The organism is Paraburkholderia sp. SIMBA_030, from assembly GCF_046535245.1.
In the GTDB taxonomy this organism is placed as follows: Bacteria; Pseudomonadota; Gammaproteobacteria; order Burkholderiales; family Burkholderiaceae; genus Paraburkholderia.
Genome location: NZ_JAWRXB010000018.1, coordinates 160,519 through 178,234, shown reverse-complemented (window position 1 = coordinate 178,234; position 17,716 = coordinate 160,519). Strand labels below are relative to the sequence as shown.

The window sequence follows — 17,716 nt, the reverse complement described above, 5'->3', positions numbered from 1 at the left end:
GGAAACCCATGATGAGGCTGTTGCAAAGGAAGTCCATCGCGGCGCTACAGACCGAAGCCGCTCGAGAAATTCCAGCAACGCGGCGGGCATGCGCTCAGGCGCACACTCTCCGGTCTCGCTCTGATGCTCCTCGGCACCGGCAAGATCCAAACCGCGGTTCAACGAGGAAACGCTTCCTCACTGATTCAGTCCTTTGGCGTCTCTTCCCTACCTTTCAGGCCGGTCCTGGCCAATACGCTTGAGCGTGGAACCGCGTGCGAGCGACTCAGCCGACCGTTGACTGCGCATACTGCTCCGGCGGAATGACGTCTGGGGGGTCGCCCACCGGATCTGGTGGTCCGTTCGGAGGAACAGGATCAGGATCGATGTCCGGTGGCGGGGGCGAATCCGGATCCACTTCGGGCGGCATTGGCGTATGAGCCTGGCCGCGGGAATGACAAGAAAAGTTGGCTACACACATGGTGACGTCCTCATGCGTCGAAAACACTTCGCGCAGCATAGGTCATACCGCACCGCCAGTTGGTCAGGGAAAGATCTCAACTTGACGCACCGAACAGGCAGCATGATCGACCGCGACCGGTGATGCCTTCGTGGCAATCGATGCAAGCAAAGGTGCGCTACGTCGCAAAGCGGTCGGCGTGAACTGGCCGCAGTACGGAGCGCGTTGGATTCGATGCGGTAACCCATTTGGTCGGATATCATCGCGCCTGGCGACGAACTGTTCATCGATTACGGCCTTGAGGTCGACAGCGAGATCACCGACGACATCCGGGCCCAGTACGCATGTCACTGCGGTGCTACCGCCTGCCGTCGTTCCATGCTCGGCGGCAGCGCTAAAGCCGTCAACCCGGTGCGCACAAGCCGCTAACGGGCGGTCCCTCGTCGTTGTTCACCTGCACACGCTGACAGAACTCTTCGGAAGGCGCGAGCCGTCGGCCAACGCCTCTTCCCGACCGAGACCGTGTGGAAACGCAGGCGCATCGTTTGGCAAGGCCGCCAAAATAGGGAACAACTCGTCAGCAGCGGCCATAAACGCTGCGGAGTAGTCTGGATAACCTTCTGGCCTTTCGCCGTAGCGCGAGATGGCAGTTTCACAAATGCCGCGGCGAAGCTGTGTGTTTGCAGTGGGCGCTCAGCCACACCACGGCATATCGTGTTATGCCCGAAAGTTGACAGGAGATCGCGGGCGTCTACTATGGCCCTGAAGGGACGCGTGCAGGAGGTATGCCATGGATGCACCGAACAAGGATTTCGTGCTCGTGGGCAGCCTTGAAGAGCTGAAGGCGGAGGGGCGGCGGGTTGTACAAGGTGGTCATCGTCCGATCCTCGTCATCTACGACCGCGGGCGCGTCTTCGCCCTCGATAATCGTTGCCCACACATGGGCTTCCCGCTCGAGCGCGGCAGCGTTGAGGACGGCATCCTGACCTGTCATTGGCACCACGCCCGCTTCGATCTCGAAAGCGGCTGCACCTTCGACCTGTGGGCAGACGATATACCCATCTACGCGGTCGAGGTACGCAATGGCGACGTTTGGGTAACGGCCACGTTCAGTCGTCCCGATCCCGCGGCGCACTGGCGTCAGCGGCTTGCGGACGGCCTCGCACACGACCTCGATCTCGTCATCGCCAAGGCCGTGCATGGTCAGCTCGCGGCCCACGTGCCGATGGTCGATATTGTGCGGCAGGTGGCGCTGTTTGGGGCGCAGAACCGCGACGGCTGGGGTGTCGGTCTCACGATACTGACGACGCTGGCCAATCTCTTCTCCTTCCTGCCAGAGGACGAAGCCTATCTTGCCATGTTCCATGGTGCGCGCCGCGTAGCGGCGGATTGCGACGGCGAGCCGCCGCGGCGGGAACGTGCGCCGCTTGGAAGCCGGCCGGAGCCGGCCGCACTCAAGCGCTGGCTGCGCCTCTGGACAAATGTGCGCCATCGCGAAGCGGCCGAACGCACCCTGCTGACAGCGATTGCGGCCGGTGTCTCGCCACCTGTGCTTGCCGATGCCCTGCTCTCGGCCGCGACTGAAAAGGCGTTTGCCGACACCGGTCATTCGCTCGACTTCATCAACAAGGCCTTCGAGTGCCTCGACATGATCGGCTGGGAGCACGCGCCAGCTTTGCTGCCTACTATCGTCGGCCAGATGGTGGCCGCCCGCGGCGCGGAGGAATCGACCGCCTGGCGCCAGCCCGTTGATCTTGTTGCGCTGTGCGAGGAATCAGCCAGCCAGATGCCGGAACTGTTCGCTGCCGCGCGCACCGTGCGCGGATGGTCGCACCATGCGGCGCTCGCCCGGGAGCTGCTCGGTGACGATCCAGCGAAGATCATCGATGCGCTGAAGGCGGCGATCCGCGCAGGCGCAACTCCTGCTGACCTGGGACGATCCCTTGCTTACGGAGCGGCGCTGCGGGTGGCCCGCTTCGGCAATGCCAACGAGCACGCCGACTGGGAGACGGCGCACCACGTCTTCACCTACGCTAACGCGGTCCATCAGATGCTCAGGCGGATCGGGACTGCCGACATCGACGGTTACGTCACGGCCGTGCGCGCCATAATGCACGGAGCCATGGCGCTCTACCTTGCCCGCTATCTGAATGTGCCGCCGGCCCGCATCCCAGGTGAGGACAGCGACCAACTCGAGGACCTCCCTGCCGATGTGGAGACGATCCGCGCCGCCTTGCTCGATACCTTTGACAGGCAGCGACAGGTTGATCTTGCTGCAAGGCTGGTGGCGCGACATCTCACACTCGGCCATTCGCCACAGGCACTGATCGCCACGCTTGCGCTTGCTGTGCTGCGCGAAGATGCTGGCTTCCATGCCTATCAGATGCTGGAGGCCGGAGTCCGGCAGTTTACCGCGTGGGGTAATACTGGCGAGGGCCGGCACGTCCTCATTGCGGTCGCCCGCTATCTCGCCGCCCATTCACCGACCGAACGCGGGGCGCTGCAGACGGCGGACATCGCCCGGCGCTTGATGCGCGGCGTCGTGATCCATCAGGGGGCTGGAGCGTCGTGACGACGCGTGCCGATGATCGACGCCTGCAACGGCTCCCGGTACAGCGAACTGGCGCTCCCGACCCGGAGCGGCCCCTTGAGGCATCGTAGCGGCAACGGCAGGTTTCGATGTCAAACGGTCTTCCACTAATCAAAGACCAGAGCTCCTGAATGAAGGCCGGTTCCACGATAACAGTATTGCTCTTGATGATGACGGACTCTGTCGGCGGGACGCACGATCAGGCCTGCCGGAGTCGCGGGAGAATCGCGACAGCTGCTTTCGTCGGCTCAAACGATGTCTGTCCCCTTCTTCCCCAGCGGCAACGTCACGCGGAAAACTGTTTCGGCCGGACGTGAGCAGGCTTCGATCGTACCGCCATGCCGGTTGACCACGATACGATAGGCGACATGCAGCCCCATCCCCAGGCTATGCCCCTGCGCCTGACTGGTCTGCTTCGACGTAAAGAAAGGCTCGAACAGGTGCGGCACGACTTCCCGCGGAATACCGGGCCCAGTGTCGATGATCTCGACCATCGCATGGTCCGCATGGCGGCGCGTGCGAACAGTCAGTTCGCCGTGCCCGTTCATCGCCTCGACGGCATTTTCGATGATCCGGGTCCACACCTGGTTGAGTTCGCTGCCATACACCGGAAGACGCGGCAGGCTGCGGTCGTAGTCGCGCACAGTCACAATGCCCGGGTTGAGTTCATGCGCCATCACGGTCAGGGTATCTTCGATGCCGTCGTGAATGTCGACTTCCTGCCGCGGTCCCTGATCCATGTACGAGTAGGACTTCACGGCCTTCACAATATCGGAGATCCGGGCCGCGCCGCGCATCGCCTCGCGCATCACCGAGCGAAGCTCCAGGACCTGGGCGATCCACGAAACGGCCGCGTCGAGTTGCTCCGCGTTCAGGCGGGCAGCCAGTTGCCCGAGCGCATCGGATGTGATCCCATGCGCGACAAGGCAGGGAGCCGCCAGCCACGGCTTTGATACGCCATGGGTAGCAAGCCAGTCACCGAGCAGCGACTCCGCTTCGCCTTGCCGCAGCGCATCCGCGGCACTCGCGCCGGCCTGCGTTGCGCTGCGCGCGGCTAGGACTCTCAGTTCATCGACGGCCTCGCGAGGGACTGCGCGCAAGCCAAGCGCCAGAGCTGAATCCTCGATCGCCGCAAGTCCGCCAAGCATGTGGTCGAGTGCCCGCGTCATGGCTGACGCGGGATTGTTCAGCTCGTGCGCGAGCCCGGCCGAGAGCTTCCCCAGGGCGGCCAGTTTCTCGCGATTGCGTCCAGCCGTTTCGAGCGCGGTAAGCCAGTCGGTCATCACGCGGGCGACGACGCGCGTGAAGCAGCCGCACGACACGAACAAATCGCGGAAGGCCACTTCCGGAAGCCGCGCAACCCGGCAATCGGTCGCAGCCCTCAGAGTCGCCGGATAGGGGATTGAAGCAACCATGCATGGTGTGCCGAAGATTTCGGGTGCGACGTAGCGTTCGGTGGAAAGCTCGCCTTCGGCACGTCTCGTCGTCCTGACCTCTCCTTCAAGCAGAAGGAGCAGACTGGTGCTCATCTCACTTTCCTCGATGAGCACGTCCCCCGCCTTGGCGGCGAATTCGGTCAGGTTGTCGCACAGCCATTGCAGACGCTCACGCGGGAGGTCCGCAAAGACCGGCATCCTGCCAAGCTCGTCGAGTTCGATCATGATTCGCTCCCGCCTCGCGAGTAAATACAGGCGAGGAAGCTGTGCCGTCATCCGGTCGTTTCCCGCGAGCGCACGGCCGAGGCCTCCAGCCTGGACGACATCTGCCCGGTCAGCCCCATTGACTGCGCATCGCGCGCGAAACAGCAGGCGAATGTTCCCGTGTATTGTTCCCATTATTGGGTGTTGGAAGCCCACCCGCCTGTACCTATCATATGCATTCTGGGTGATGCCAGATATTCTGGTTGACGTCAGACGTCGTTCGATCCGGCGAGCGCAGGCAGGCCTTGGATTGATGCGGGTCTCGGCGGGGTGAAAAACAAGGGGACCCCGATGTGCTGCGCATTGCGATGAACGAAGGCGACGGCGCTCGCGGAGCAGCGCGCAGGGATGCGCTGCTCCAGTTGCCGCTCGATCTCGACGGGGACGAACGATGCAGCCCTCACATCGGTGACGCACGCTGCGTCCGCTGGACGGGGCCCGGGTCGACGCGTTGCGCGCAAAAACCGGCAGGAAGATCCGGCTGCAAGGCGGGCCGTGAAGCAGGCGGAAAAGCACGCCACAAAGACCGATCTGGCAACCCCGGACCAAAGTGCTAGGCTTGTAGAGTCATAAGTGCACTGCGGCGGGCCGCATGAGATCAGCCGTTTCCCGGCCGACCTCGCATTCGATCATGTCCAGTCCGTTGGCCGGCGCCGCTATCGAGTCCGCAAACTACATGGACAAGCCCGTCATCATCGCGGTCGACGACGACCCGGAAGTGGTTGACGCAGTCGCGCGCGACCTGCGGCTCGGATACGGCGAGCACTATCTGATCGTGCGTGCCGGATCGGGGCAGGCAGCGCTCGAAGCGGCTCATCAGCTGCGCTTGCAGAACCGCTCGGTCGCCCTGTTCCTCGTCGACCAGCGCATGCCGCAAATGAGCGGCATCGAGTTCCTCGAGCAGGCGATCGCGCTGTTTCCCGAAGCCAAGCGGGTGCTGCTGACGGCGTACGCCGACACCGACGTCGCGATCCGCGCGATCAACAAGGTACGGCTCGACTATTACCTGCTGAAGCCCTGGCATCCGCCGGAGCTCACTTTCTACCCGGTGCTCGACGATCTGCTCGAAGCTTGGCAGACCGCGTGGCGCAGCACTTTCAAGGGGATCCGCCTGATCGACCATCGCTGGTCGCCCCAGGGCCACCAGCTGCGCGACTTCATGGCGCGCAACCATATTCCATACAAATGGCTGGACGTGGCGGGCGGCGGCGAGGCTGACGTCTTGCTGAGTTCACTCGACGCCGCCGCGAGCCAGCTTCCGGTGCTGATTTTCGAGGACGGCTCGGCGCTGAGCCGCCCGACGATTGCGCAGATCGCCGACAAGGTCGGACTCGTCACCCATTCGACCACGCCCTTTTACGACATGCTGATCGTGGGCGGCGGACCGGCCGGGCTGGCGGCTGCCGTGTACGGTGCGTCGGAGGGCTTGAGGTCGGCCATCATCGAGCACGAAGCGCCGGGCGGACAGGCGGGTACCAGCTCCCGCATCGAGAACTACCTCGGGTTCCCCGCCGGCGTGAGCGGCGCGGAGCTGTCGCGGCGCGCCCTCACCCAGGCGAAGCGATTCGGCGCCGAGATCATCCTGACCCAGCGGGCGGTCGGCACACGGGTGGAAGGTCCCTACAAGTTCGTCACCCTTTCCGACGGCTCGGAGGTGAGTTGCCACGCGCTCGTGGTGGCGAGCGGCGTGTCGTACCGAAAGCTCGACGCACCCGGCGTGGAGCGTCTCACGGGAGCGGGCGTTTACTACGGCGCGGCGATGACCGAAGCGGTCTGCTGCGCGAATCAGGGCATCTATGTGGTTGGCGCGAGCAATTCGGCCGGCCAGGCCGCGATGTTCCTCTGCAAGTACGCGCGCAATGTGGTGATCGTGTGCCGTGGCCCGTCGCTCAGTGCCGGGGTCTCGCGCTACCTGATCGACGAGATCGACGAGACGCCGAACGTCAGCGTGCGCCCTCATACCCTGGTGGACAGCGTCGACGGACAAGGCCATCTATCGGAAATTGCGTTGCGCGATGTCAACACCAGCGCGATCGAAGTCGTCCCGGCCGGCGCCCTGTTCATCTGCATTGGTGCCGAGCCTTGCACCGAATGGCTCGGCAATGTCGTGGAGCGCGACGACTACGGCTTCGTCGTGACCGGGCCCGCGTTGCTCACGGACGGCAAGCGCCCGCGGGGCTGGCCGCTGGCTCGCGACCCCTTCCTGCTGGAGACGAGCGTGCCCGGCATCTTTGCAGCGGGTGACGTGCGCGCCGGCTCGATCAAGCGCGTCGCGGCAGCCGTGGGCGAAGGCTCGATCACCGTGCATCTGGTTCATCAATACCTGGCCACCCTATGATCGACCTTGCAAAACTGCGCGAAGTGCCGCCCTTCGCGGATCTGGCGGACGAACAGTTGCGGTGGCTGGGCGAACACCTGACGGAAGTCGACGTAAAAGCGGGGGAGCTTCTCGCACGTGAAGGCGAAACGAAGCCCGTCTTTTTCGTCGTGCTCGAAGGAGAGTGCCAGGCCACGAAGTTTTCCGGAGCGAAGCAGATTCCCACTAACCGGTTCATCGCGCCAAGCTTCTTTGGGGGCGCATCCCTGCTCGCGGGTACGCCTTCTCCGGGCACGGTCGCCGCCACAACCGACGGCCACCTGGCGCTGCTTCCGGAACGCGCATTCAAGGAACTGCTGGTGGCCTCCGAGGCCTTCAGCCGGTCGATTTTCCGTAGCTCCCTCGATCGCCTCACCGCCCTGGAGGCGACCGTGCGCAACCGGGAGAAACTGGCCGCATTAGGCACCCTCGCGGCCGGGCTCGCGCATGAGCTGAACAATCCGTCGGCGGCGGTGGCGCGCACGGCGGATTGCGCGGTCGAAACACTCGCGATGCTGAAGGATGCGGCGGTCGCGCTCAGTCACAGCACCATTCCGCCGGACGCGATGAGCGCGCTCGACAGCCTCGGCGCGCGCAAGGGACCGGGGAACGGCCCCGCCGCCGACGCGTTGCAGCAGAGCGAGGCCGAGGACGCGCTTCTCGACTGGCTGGCGAAGCTCGGCATCGCGAGGCCATGGCTGATGGCGCCGTGCCTCGCGCGAATCGGGATCAGGCCCGCGGACCTCGAACCGCTTGCGGCCCGCCTGAACGAGGAACAGTTTGCGGCCGGCATCCGGTGGCTCGCGGCAACCCTGGAGCTGCGTTCGCTGGTGGAGGAAACGCGGCGCGGCGCGGTGCGCATCTCTGAGATCGTCAAAGCGATGAAGTCCTACTCGTACATGGACCAGGCACCTCAGCAGGCGGTCGATCTCCACGACGGCATCGAAGATACGCTCACCATCATGCACCACCGGCTCAAGCACGGGGTCACCGTGCGCAGGGAATACGACCGCAGCCTGCCGCAGCTGGTGGTGTATGGCAGCGAGCTGAACCAGGTATGGACCAACCTGATCGACAATGCCATCGACGCGATGGCGGGCAAGGGAGAGATCGTCATCCGCACTGGCCGCGACGCGAACGATGCCGTGATCGAAATCACCGACAACGGGCCCGGCATCGCGCCGGAAGTGATGCCGCACCTGTTCGAGCCGTTTTTCACGACCAAGCCGTTGGGCCAGGGCACGGGGCTGGGTCTCGACATCTCGTACCAGACGGTGGTCCAGCAGCACGGCGGGGAGATCCGCGTCGATTCGCGTCCGGGCCGCACGACGTTCCAGGTCCGCCTGCCGCTTGCGCCGCGAGGCGCGGCGAGCAGATAGAAAAGGAACGCCAGTGCGCTATACCGGCCTGAACTGCTGATCGAGATCGCGGCGATCGCCGAAATTCCCCGCTCGCGGTTTCGCCATCCCGGGCCGGGCGACCAGGCAGTTCAGTACCAGCAGGACGTGCAGACCCGAAACGGAGGACGTACCCCTCTCAAACAGGCCTTTCCGTCATCCCTGCCGTAGGGAATACCTTACGAAAAATTCAGCTGATATCGGCTGCACTATCCGTCCTTCCCGACCGATACAACCGCTCGGCACACGTATGATCGTCGTCGATGCCGCCGATTGAGAAGGCTTGGCGGGCATGTCCATAGCTGCTTGCGCAGACGTCCCGTGAAGCCGCTAACAATGGCCAACCGATTAACGCGACAGACGTTTCATCGGTCTTTCGATTTGCATGACTTTTCGAGGCCCCGAATGTTGTATGAGTTGCATGAATGGCAGAGAGCAGTGTGGGCTCCGTTCCTTCCCTGGCTTCAAGTCACAGCGAACACCCTCACACACGCCGGCAACCCGTTTCACCCGACACCGTCCCGACAGATTGCCGCGGGCTGCGACTTGTTGGCGAGACTGTACAAGCGCTATACAAAACCGCAGTTCGGGCTGACCGAGACCGTCGTCGATGGCGAGCAGGTGCCGGTGATCGAGGCCGTGGCGATGGAGAAAGAGCTGTGCCAACTTGTTCACTTCGAGCGCGTGTCCACCTGTAATCATCCCGTCGTTCTACTTGTCGCTCCCCTGTCGGGTCATCACGCGTCGCTCCTGCGTGACACCGTACGGGCCATGTTGCCGGATTTCGATGTTTATATCACTGACTGGCTCGATGCGCGCCAGGTCCCCATCTCCGAAGGAACGTTCCATCTTGATGATTACGTCGCCTATGTGCGTGAGTTCATCGACTTCCTCGGCCCGGACGTTCATGTAGTAGCGGTGTGTCAGTCCACGGTCCCCGTCCTCGCCGCCGTTGCCCTTGCAGCGGCGCGAGGCGAGCCTACACCCGTGAGCGTGACCCTGATGGGCGGACCGGTCGACGCGCGCCGCAGTCCTACCGTGGTCAACAAGCTGGCCACCAGCAAACCACTCAACTGGTTCGCGCGCACATTGATCAATACAGTACCGAGTCGCCACGCCGGCGCCGGTCGGCGTGTGTACCCGGGATTCCGCCAGCATATGGCCTTCATGGCGATGAATCCCGATCGCCACCTGAAAGCACACGTCGACTACTACTTCGATGTGTCGGTGGGCAACGTGGAGGCGAGCGTCAAACATCGCCGCTTCTATGACGAGTACAACGCCGTCCTCGACATGACAGCCGACTACTATCTGGAAACCGTCCGGGTAGTTTTTCAGGAATTTTGCCTGGCTCGCGGTACCTGGCGGGTGGGTGGCGAGCATGTGCGTCCGGACGCAATTCGCGGCTCAGCTCTGATCACGGTCGAGGGTGAACGGGACGATATCTGCGGAGCTGGTCAAACTCACGCTGCGCACGATCTCTGTACGGCAATCGACGCAGCGCGCAAACACTGCATCACGGTGGCGGAATGCGGTCACTACGGCATCTTTTCAGGGAGTAGCTGGCGCACGCAGATATATCCGCAGATACGCGATCTGATTTATCGGTACCACTTGGGGTAAGCCAGCTACTTCCTGCCAATGCGTCCGACCATCGGCTGCCGGCCTGGTGGTTCATGACTGGGAGTCAGCGTGAGCAACCTGCCACGCCAAATGGCCTAGCACGTGACATGCAGGATGGCATTGGCCTGGTCAGGGTGCTCCTTCAGATTGCCGATGGCCTCTGCTGTCGGCAGGATGACCAGTTCGACTTGCCGACGCCGGGCCTCGAGCTTCACCTCTTCCATTACCGGTAACGCCCCGGTGCCGGTACCAATCACCAGCCGCCGGCATTTCCAGGGTATGTCCTCCGCCAATGACAGCGGTGTGTGCCCAAAGGTCTCGCGGAACGCCTTGGATGGATTCTTCTTGCGTTTGCGAACCTGTCCGTGCTCGATCACCACGTCATGCTGGTAGGTGACGCCATCAATACGGATGGAACCAAAGGAAAATGCTTCGAAGCGCATGCCCATCTCCGCCGCTTTTGTGCCTGTAGCCACTCATTGCGCCAAGACCCAACAGAGTGGTCGTCCAACACAATCATTATAGGTTGGCGGCAGCGTTGCGCGAATGTGTCCCGTCGGCGACCGCCAGGGGTAAGCAAGCGTTTCGTGAAGCGCCGACAGATGGCTCGGCGTCCGGTCGCCGTGTAGCAGAACGCGGTTCGAACTTTCCCAACTGGGTACGCTTTGCCCTGCTGGGCGGAGCGCCCCATGCCCAACCGGGTTTCGAATTGTTTGGGTACCGTCAGGTCCGTATGCGGCAAGGCGATTGCAACTCAGACATCGCGCGTGAGAACACACAAATCGGGCGGCTGGGCGGCGAAGGTCGCCGAGGCGCGATACGAGGCGCAGAGCCGCCGGGTGCAAACGCTCGTCGACGACATCGCAAAGAGCGCGCCCACGGGTTCGGAAGCCGCCGTTGCCGTGATGCAGTCGGCGATCACGGCTGCCAACACCGCATACGAAACGGTTCACAAGGCCACGCAGCAAGCGGTTGAAATCGTCGAAGGCAACTTCAACGTGGCGGCGGCTGCTGCATCGAAAGCGACGCAACAGGCCGTCGAGCAAGCGTCGCGCGCCGCGAGGAAGTAACAATTGACGCGCGTTTGCGCAGCAGCCGTCGCCCGGACGCTGTAGAGCGTATTGATCGTCTGCCGGTGCCTCCTCGTGTTGGGATTTGCCATTCAGCGCCCGGTCGCCGTCACCGACGTCTTTCGGGAAACGGATGAGTCAGTCCGTGAACCGGGCGCGAATCCCGGCGGCCCAGCGGGCACGCCGCGCACCGCCGTCGGCTACGGCGGCGATGTTGCCGTGAGATTGAAGCCGTTTCGCCCCGTACGGCTCAGAACTCGACATCGAGTTCATCAATCTCGTCGGGCTCCTGCCGGGCAGTTGCAGTCAGCGACGACGAAGCTGCCGCTGAAATCTGGCGGCAGCCAAATACTCTCTATATGGAATCTGCGCCAGAACCTAAGGTTTCCCCACATCTCATGCGCAGCATTTAGTTAGCGGCGCATGATTCGCTTGTAAACCGCGGCGGGCGATGTTAAATAAAACGAACACTGCCCCCTGAGCTGCCGCCCCGCCCGGCAGGCCGAAACTCGGCAAATTACTCGTGCCCGGTTAATGGGTCCGTGCGACGGCCTGGACGAGCCAATCCCCGTCGGTCAACTGAGGACGTTTATTCCCCGACGCGATTCTTTCCAGCGTGACGAGCTGACGCTCGAGGAGCGCGTCCAGCTCGGCGCGATCCATTTGGAGTTGATCTGGGGTGTCCTTGACGAGCAATAGAGTAGCGAACTCATGCGGGCTGAGCATTTTCGTCTCCGAATATCAACGATGATGTTGTGGCGGCGGACCTGCATCAGAAGTCAACCGTCGCTAGTCGTATCTCTCCGCAGCGCGTGCCCCCGCGCAAGGGGACGATGGCCAGATGATGGCGATGTCTGCTGGAGTGTGTAGCCGTAGAGGACGCACTCTATCGAAGAACCGCCGGATGGTTAAAGCGGTGTTAACGCTATGCAGAAAAACGTACGCTGTTCACGAAGCATCGGTAAAGATGACGTGCGCCGGCAGAGCAGTCCGCATGTACGTAAGTTCTTAAAAATGGTTGGCGTAAATTCTCAGCGTGAGATCGAGCATGCAGTGGCCAAGGCCATTGCTAGCGGTGCCATCGCAGGAACGGAATCTTTTCCCGCGAAAGTTACGTTGGAAGTTCCGGAAGTCAAGCTGAAAGTCGAATTCAAGGACTTAATCAGGCTCGAATAAGAGCGCGAGGTACGCCACGGCCCATCGCGCCCACCGCCCCAGCGGTCACGCCCCTTTGCATTTCCAATCCGTCTGCAATGGGGGCTGACCAGGAATTCCGGGCTGGTCCGAACGTTTGTGATTCGAAGCCGGGCAGCTACTCCTCGCAGTATGGTGCGCAGCTTATCGGGCGCTTGCGGCCCCGATTGTTTACCGCCTTGAACTTGCTGCCATCAATCGCGACGAGGGCATCGGAGAAAAGATCCAACTGCTCGCACAGCTTCACAAACTGGCGGCAGACCGCCCGGATTGCTTTGCCGTTGTCTTTGCGGAAACGGGCGATCGTCTGGTTCAGTAGCAGAACCCTGCCGGTTCGCGGGAGATGCGTAACGTGAAGTCACCGCCTCAACCCGGCACGAGCCCTTTTTCCATCAGCCAGGCGGGATTGAATAGCCGGGCAAAGTACAGGTCCCCACGATCGCACAGGAGCGTGACGATGGTGTGGCCCGGCCCCATCTGCTGCGCCAGCCAGACGGCTGCCGCTACATTGATGCCGCTGGAGCCGCCCACGAACAGCCCCTCCTCCCGCAGCAGGCGGTACACCATCGTGACGCAACTCTGGTCATCGATCCGCACCGCGTCGTCGATCGGCGAGCCCTCGAGGTTAGCAGTGACACGGCTGGAGCCAATGCCCTCCGTGATCGAGTTGCCTTCCGCCTTGATTTCGCGCGTTTTCACGAAACTGTACAGCCCGCTGCCGTGCGGGTCGGCAAGCACGGTTCTCACCGCCGGATTCTGTTCCTTGAGAAAGCGCGCGACGCCGGCGAGCGTGCCACCCGTCCCTGTAGCGCACACGAAAGCGTCCACCGTACCCGCCGTGTCGCGCCAGATTTCCGGCCCGGTGGTTTCATAGTGGGCCTGCCGGTTGACGAGGTTATCGAACTGGTTGGCCCAGATAGCGTTCTCCATCTCCTGCGCCAGACGGCCGGCGATCTTCTGGTAGTTGTTCGGATCCCTGTACGGCACCGCCGGCACCGGACGCACCTGCGCGCCGAGTACGCGAAGGAGGTCCATTTTTTCCTGCGACTGGGTCTCCGGAATGACGATCACGCAGCGATAACCACGCGTGGCGCAGATATGCGCCAGCCCGATGCCGGTATTGCCGGCGGTGCCCTCCACCACGGTGCCGCCAGCCTTGAGCACGCCACGCCGCTCGGCATCCTGGATGATATACAGGGCAGCGCGGTCTTTCACCGATCCGCCCGGATTCAGGAATTCCGCCTTGCCGAGAATTTCACACCCCGTTTCCGCACTGAGCTTGGCAAGCCGGATCAGCGGCGTGCTGCCAATGCAGTCGACGAAACCATTCTGTATATTCATGATGTTCCCCTGGACGCGCTCAATCGTGACGAACGGCGGATGTTTCCAGAATAGGCCGATCACCCCGACGGGCGCTACCCCTGTTCAGTTGGCTCGGGTGCAAATTTGCAGGCCCTTTCGAAGACCAGACAACCGGAGACGTGGGACTGTCGCTCGCCGAAGGCAAGTCATTGCTCAATTGTGTGCAGCAGGAGTTCGTTGTCGGGCAGATCGAACGTTTTTGCGCGTCGCGTAGATCCTGTGTGGACTGCGGCGTACAGCGTACGCCTGCACGATAGTCATTGCTCGGAGCTGAAGACCGCGCTGGGAAAGGTTTTCTATTGCCGCGAACGATGGAAGGCCTGCAATTGTGGTGCTGACGGCTCACGATATGTTTCTCCGCTCAAAAACTACCTGACGGAGGCAAGCACCGGTGAACTGGGATGGCTGCACGCGGAGCTTGGCGCCACGATGCCCTATCGGCAAGCCAAGGCCGTCATGGACCTTCTGCTACCCACCTCAGGCCGCGACAATCATGTAACCATCCGCAACCACACCGTGACCATCGGAACATCGATACAGCACGCACAGCCTGTGCGCCGGTGGTGCGAGATGACGAAACCGAATTCGGAGCGTGACATTGACGTCGGCTATGTCCGTCGCGCACGGTGCAATCGCAAGGGATCCGGCAAGGACAATCGCGCAGAAGCCGGGAGCCGGTCATCGTCGATTGCAGTCGTCGTTGCCGCTGTGGGCCATGCCGGTGAGCAACCACGAGTGTGGGCTTCCGCCATGCCGCGCACCAAGCGACTGAATGAAGAAATGACGCGATTCCTGGAGGACAGTGGATACGGGGACCCTAATGAAGTCGTTGTACTAACTGATGGAGCACGAGATTTGGCCGGCGTCGCCAACGACCTCCCATACGATAATGAGTGGATCCTCGATTGGGCGCACATCGGTCGGATGTTGCGACGCGTCGATCAAGCTATCGCGTGAACGGCGCCTTCTGGCCGGTCTGCGTCCCACGCCCCGCGAGATGTTGCCGCCTGGTCGCTGCTGCTGCAAAAGGCATTGGACGACGCGAGCCAGTCGCTCACGGCCGCGCGACCGTAACGACTGCCTTACTAATTCGGCTGCACGTCGTCGCTGAACGGAACGATCAGACCTGGCGGTTCAAAGCTTTTTACCCTCACGCGTTGCCTTCTCGCATTGGCCCAGGTCGCCGTACCAGGTACCCCTTCCCGTCGTCGTCTTTCGACGGGAGAACTACAGGTCAGAACCCTTGGCGTCTCAGCTGGGTTCAGACTGGGAGCACTCCGTTTGGAACCAATAGTCGACCAGGCGTTGTGCGGCTTGTAGATCGTCTGGGTAGTACGGGTCGTCATTCCATGGTGACGGGTCGTAGCCGGCTTTCCTCAGGGCAGCCAGTTCGCTCTGGTGTTGCGCCATCGTCGGGGGCGCGTTTGTCCTTAGCGCCGCGAGGTCGCGGCATTCTGTCGGGTTGAGGTGCGGCCCGGTGTACGGCATGCCGCCGGCCGCGCAACCGGCGAGCAGAAGCGCCAGAGCGGACAGTGTCGACCGAAATGTCTCCCGTGTGCTCATAGTACGTGTCCTTCGCTGCAACCACGCTAGGGGCGGTGGCATGCCGCCGCGGCCAGCGTCCACCTCGAGTCGTTTCGTCCCTCGAATGAAGCCTCCGTCATCCTGCCGGCGGATATCTACCTGTCGTCGCTGCCAAGTTCGCTGTGCTTGTGCGAGTGCGTCGCGCCATGGACCAACTCGTAGTGCGCGCCTTTGCCGGAGCGGGTTGGCGGAAAGTGCTCGCCTTCCACGCATGTCACCTCAAATTCCGGGCCGCCGTCGCCGTCCTTCACCACCTTGTAAATCCCGGACGTTTTAACGGTTTCGCCGGACTTGTGTTGCTCTGCCATAACGCCTCACTGTTTGGAATGACACCAACGACCAAGCAATCGTCACGCCCGGAGAGCCGACGTAGGCCCGGTGCGCGTTCTGCTCGATGGGCGTTCTCGGCGGCCCGTTGCGCGGAACGTCAGTGGTGGTAATCTGGACCGGCTGCGGCCCGGATCTGCCAGACACACCCGACCGCGACCGCTTCTTTCCCTATGAATCGGGAGACGCAAATGGCTGCCCGTTCGATCGCATCGCTCTCACTTTCCTTCGGGCTGGTTTCCTCTAGACAGCTTCAACTCACTTCAGTCTGCGGCGGCGACGAGTATAGCCGCCCGGTTGAATGCGGTCCGATGTCGGTCGCATTGGCCTCGTTGCAACAAAGATCGCCCAACATCCTGTTTATTTTGGGTACTTCGTATTGTGACTGACAATGCCGTTTGGCATCGGTCGTTCGACCCGAATGCCGATATTATCGGACAGCACTGTCGTGCAGCACCCCCGTATCGTCGCGTATGATTGTTAGCCCATCCTCGTGACGTTCCATACCCAATCCGATGTTCGATCTTGAGGCCAGCCACGCCGCGCTGCGTATATTCGATGCCGTGAGAGCACTCGCTTTCATCGGCGATCTGAGCATGGGACAGCCGACCGACCATTCGTTGCGCACCGGGTGGCTGGCAGCGCGGCTCGCGCACGCGGCCGGACTCGAGGCCTCGGCTTGCGACACGGTCCGCGAGGTGTCGCTGCTACGTTGGTCGGGTTGCACGGCAAACGCGGCAGGGTTCGCAAAAATGTTCGGCGATGACATCGCGATCCGGACCGCGATGCTTGAGGGCAGGCCCGGCATCGCCGAGGCGATTGGCGGAGTCGGCGCCGCGATGATGCCACTTGCGCAAACTCACTGCGAAGTATCCGGCGAGGTCGCGCGAATACTGGGTCTTTCGAAAGCGACCGAAACGGCGCTGCGCCACATTTTCGAAACGTGGGACGGCAGAGGCCTGCCCGCGCAACTCGCACGCGAAGGGTGCCGATATCCGTGCTGATAGTTGCGCTTGCCGGCGATCTGGAGGTGTTCAGCCGCACGTACGGCGTCGAACCGGCGCTTGCGCTGATCGAACAACGCTCCGGCGCGCGGTATCCGGCGCACCTCGTCGCGACAGCGACACGCCACGCAGGGAGTTGGCTGACGGAACTGGAGCGCACATCGCTGGCTGATTTTGACGTCGTGCTGGCGACATCCGATATGCAACGGACGACGTCGGCGGAATTGATCGCCGACGTCATCGATCTGAAATTGCCGTGGATGACAGGCTTTTCGCGTGCGGTCGCAATGACGGCTACCGAATGTTACGCTCGGTTCACGTCGGATGACGCAGCACGCGCGCTCGTATATCGGGCAGGATTGATTCATGGCATCGGCAGGGCCGCCGTGCCCAACGATGTGTGGAACCTACCCACGCCTTTGTCGGCGAGCGCCTGGGAAAAGGTGCGGCTGGTGCCGTACTGGACAGAGCGCGCCGGCAAGCAGACCGGCGCGCTGGGCGAAGCCGCCGTACTTGCGTCATATGCGTACGAGCGGCAAGACGGCTCGGGGTATTTTCGCGGCGCGCCCGATCCGGCACTGACGTTGGAGGCTCGTGTGCTGGCTGCGTCGGTGGCGTGGGTTGCGTTGCGCTCGACGCGGCCTTGGCGCGCCGCGCTGGCCGACGAGGCTGCCGCACACCTGTTGCAAGGCGAGGCTGCAAATGGCCGGCTATGCCGCGAGGTGGTGAATGCGCTGGTGGCGGAACGCGTCCCCATCGCCAGGCGCGCGGCAAGGAGTGCGCCGCATGGTCCGCGTCTGTCTGCGAGAGAGATCGACGTCCTGCGCGCGATCTCGCGAGGTGCGAGCAACAAGGAAGCCGCGCAGGAATTGACAATGAGTCCGAGCACGGTGCGCACCCACGTCGAGAGCGTGTTTCGCAAGCTCGAGTGTTCGACACGCGCGGCAGCGACGCTCAAGGCGTCGACGATGGGCTTGATCTAGATGCATGGCGTTGCGTGCCCGAACCATAGACAGCACTCGCGTGATCCAGTACGCGCGTCGCTCGTTGCACTGCGCGCCCCCTTCCCG

11 protein-coding genes and 4 pseudogenes are annotated in these 17,716 nt (G+C 62.6%); 8 read left to right on the top strand and 7 right to left on the bottom strand.

Translation table 11 applies throughout. From position 1 onward, the window contains the following. Nucleotides 1–1,229 precede the first annotated feature (1,229 nt). Nucleotides 1,230–3,011, top strand: coding sequence for a Rieske (2Fe-2S) protein (locus SB772_RS28295; RefSeq protein WP_410836468.1), 1,782 nt, complete (start codon nt 1,230–1,232; stop codon nt 3,009–3,011). Nucleotides 3,012–3,277: 266 nt separating this feature from the next. Here the strand turns inward: SB772_RS28295 and SB772_RS28290 are convergent, their stop codons facing one another. Then, complete coding sequence (locus SB772_RS28290) at nt 3,278–4,690, bottom strand: ATP-binding protein (protein ID WP_410836467.1); 1,413 nt, start codon at nt 4,688–4,690, stop codon at nt 3,278–3,280. 715 nt (nt 4,691–5,405) lie between these two features. Between SB772_RS28290 and SB772_RS28285 the strand changes: the two genes are divergently transcribed. The 3 genes from SB772_RS28285 to SB772_RS28275 all read left to right on the top strand — a co-directional run bounded on the left by SB772_RS28285 (nt 5,406) and on the right by SB772_RS28275 (nt 10,105). Then, nucleotides 5,406–7,067 (top strand): FAD-dependent oxidoreductase, encoded by a 1,662-nt coding sequence (locus tag SB772_RS28285; protein WP_410836466.1) that lies wholly within the window; start codon nt 5,406–5,408, stop codon nt 7,065–7,067. After that, nucleotides 7,064–8,464 (top strand): ATP-binding protein, encoded by a 1,401-nt coding sequence (locus SB772_RS28280; RefSeq protein WP_410836465.1) that lies wholly within the window; start codon nt 7,064–7,066, stop codon nt 8,462–8,464. The genes SB772_RS28285 and SB772_RS28280 overlap by 4 nt, the downstream gene beginning before the upstream one ends. 423 nt (nt 8,465–8,887) lie before the next feature. Then, complete coding sequence (locus SB772_RS28275; RefSeq protein ID WP_410836464.1) at nt 8,888–10,105, top strand: polyhydroxyalkanoate depolymerase; 1,218 nt, start codon at nt 8,888–8,890, stop codon at nt 10,103–10,105. A gap of 95 nt (nt 10,106–10,200) precedes the next feature. On the opposite strand, the gene SB772_RS28270 is transcribed toward SB772_RS28275, so the two are convergent. Next, nucleotides 10,201–10,548, bottom strand: coding sequence for an MTH938/NDUFAF3 family protein (locus tag SB772_RS28270; protein WP_410836463.1), 348 nt, complete (start codon nt 10,546–10,548; stop codon nt 10,201–10,203). Nucleotides 10,549–10,902: 354 nt separating this feature from the next. Here SB772_RS28270 and SB772_RS28265 point away from each other — a divergent pair. Continuing rightward, nucleotides 10,903–11,175: pseudogene (locus tag SB772_RS28265) on the top strand (phasin family protein); the annotation flags it as partial. A gap of 531 nt (nt 11,176–11,706) precedes the next feature. Here the strand turns inward: SB772_RS28265 and SB772_RS28260 are convergent. After that, the gene (locus tag SB772_RS28260; protein WP_410836462.1) at nt 11,707–11,901 is read right to left on the bottom strand and encodes a hypothetical protein; all 195 of its coding nucleotides are present in this window, start codon (nt 11,899–11,901) and stop codon (nt 11,707–11,709) included. A gap of 201 nt (nt 11,902–12,102) precedes the next feature. Here SB772_RS28260 and SB772_RS28255 point away from each other — a divergent pair, with 201 nt between their 5' ends. After that, nucleotides 12,103–12,351: a DUF6494 family protein gene (locus SB772_RS28255; protein WP_410836461.1), complete on the top strand. Its 249-nt coding sequence runs from the start codon at nt 12,103–12,105 to the stop codon at nt 12,349–12,351. Nucleotides 12,352–12,526: 175 nt separating this feature from the next. On the opposite strand, the pseudogene SB772_RS28250 reads toward SB772_RS28255, so the two are convergent. Together SB772_RS28250 and SB772_RS28245 are read right to left on the bottom strand one after the other, a co-directional pair. Continuing rightward, nucleotides 12,527–12,679, bottom strand: a pseudogene (locus SB772_RS28250) (IS5/IS1182 family transposase); the annotation flags it as partial. A gap of 56 nt (nt 12,680–12,735) precedes the next feature. Continuing rightward, entirely contained in the window at nt 12,736–13,710 is a 975-nt protein-coding gene (locus SB772_RS28245; protein WP_410836460.1) for a cysteine synthase A, read from the bottom strand. A gap of 113 nt (nt 13,711–13,823) precedes the next feature. On the opposite strand from SB772_RS28245, the pseudogene SB772_RS28240 reads away from it, so the two are divergent. Continuing rightward, a pseudogene (locus tag SB772_RS28240) lies at nt 13,824–14,685 on the top strand (ISKra4 family transposase); the annotation flags it as partial. Nucleotides 14,686–14,982: 297 nt separating this feature from the next. On the opposite strand, the gene SB772_RS28235 reads toward SB772_RS28240, so the two are convergent. Together SB772_RS28235 and SB772_RS28230 are read right to left on the bottom strand one after the other, a co-directional pair. Beyond that, a complete protein-coding gene (locus SB772_RS28235) occupies nt 14,983–15,294 on the bottom strand; it encodes a DUF4148 domain-containing protein (RefSeq protein WP_410836459.1) in 312 nt (103 codons plus the stop codon). Nucleotides 15,295–15,410: 116 nt separating this feature from the next. Next, nucleotides 15,411–15,623: a hypothetical protein gene (locus SB772_RS28230; protein ID WP_410836458.1), complete on the bottom strand. Its 213-nt coding sequence runs from the start codon at nt 15,621–15,623 to the stop codon at nt 15,411–15,413. A gap of 534 nt (nt 15,624–16,157) precedes the next feature. Between SB772_RS28230 and SB772_RS28225 the strand changes: the two are divergent. Further along, nucleotides 16,158–17,629 (top strand): annotated as a pseudogene (locus tag SB772_RS28225) (HD domain-containing phosphohydrolase). Nucleotides 17,630–17,716 lie beyond the last annotated feature (87 nt).

What these genes read in the sequence shown, in the direction of transcription:
- SB772_RS28295 (WP_410836468.1), top strand. Translation starts at nt 1,230, where the DNA reads ATGGATGCACCGAACAAGGATTTCGTGCTCGTGGGCAGCCTTGAAGAG.
- SB772_RS28290 (WP_410836467.1), bottom strand. Translation starts at nt 4,690, where the DNA reads ATGATCGAACTCGACGAGCTTGGCAGGATGCCGGTCTTTGCGGACCTC.
- SB772_RS28285 (WP_410836466.1), top strand. Translation starts at nt 5,406, where the DNA reads ATGGACAAGCCCGTCATCATCGCGGTCGACGACGACCCGGAAGTGGTT.
- SB772_RS28280 (WP_410836465.1), top strand. Translation starts at nt 7,064, where the DNA reads ATGATCGACCTTGCAAAACTGCGCGAAGTGCCGCCCTTCGCGGATCTG.
- SB772_RS28275 (WP_410836464.1), top strand. Translation starts at nt 8,888, where the DNA reads ATGTTGTATGAGTTGCATGAATGGCAGAGAGCAGTGTGGGCTCCGTTC.
- SB772_RS28270 (WP_410836463.1), bottom strand. Translation starts at nt 10,548, where the DNA reads ATGCGCTTCGAAGCATTTTCCTTTGGTTCCATCCGTATTGATGGCGTC.
- SB772_RS28260 (WP_410836462.1), bottom strand. Translation starts at nt 11,901, where the DNA reads ATGCTCAGCCCGCATGAGTTCGCTACTCTATTGCTCGTCAAGGACACC.
- SB772_RS28255 (WP_410836461.1), top strand. Translation starts at nt 12,103, where the DNA reads ATGCAGAAAAACGTACGCTGTTCACGAAGCATCGGTAAAGATGACGTG.
- SB772_RS28245 (WP_410836460.1), bottom strand. Translation starts at nt 13,710, where the DNA reads ATGAATATACAGAATGGTTTCGTCGACTGCATTGGCAGCACGCCGCTG.
- SB772_RS28235 (WP_410836459.1), bottom strand. Translation starts at nt 15,294, where the DNA reads ATGAGCACACGGGAGACATTTCGGTCGACACTGTCCGCTCTGGCGCTT.
- SB772_RS28230 (WP_410836458.1), bottom strand. Translation starts at nt 15,623, where the DNA reads ATGGCAGAGCAACACAAGTCCGGCGAAACCGTTAAAACGTCCGGGATT.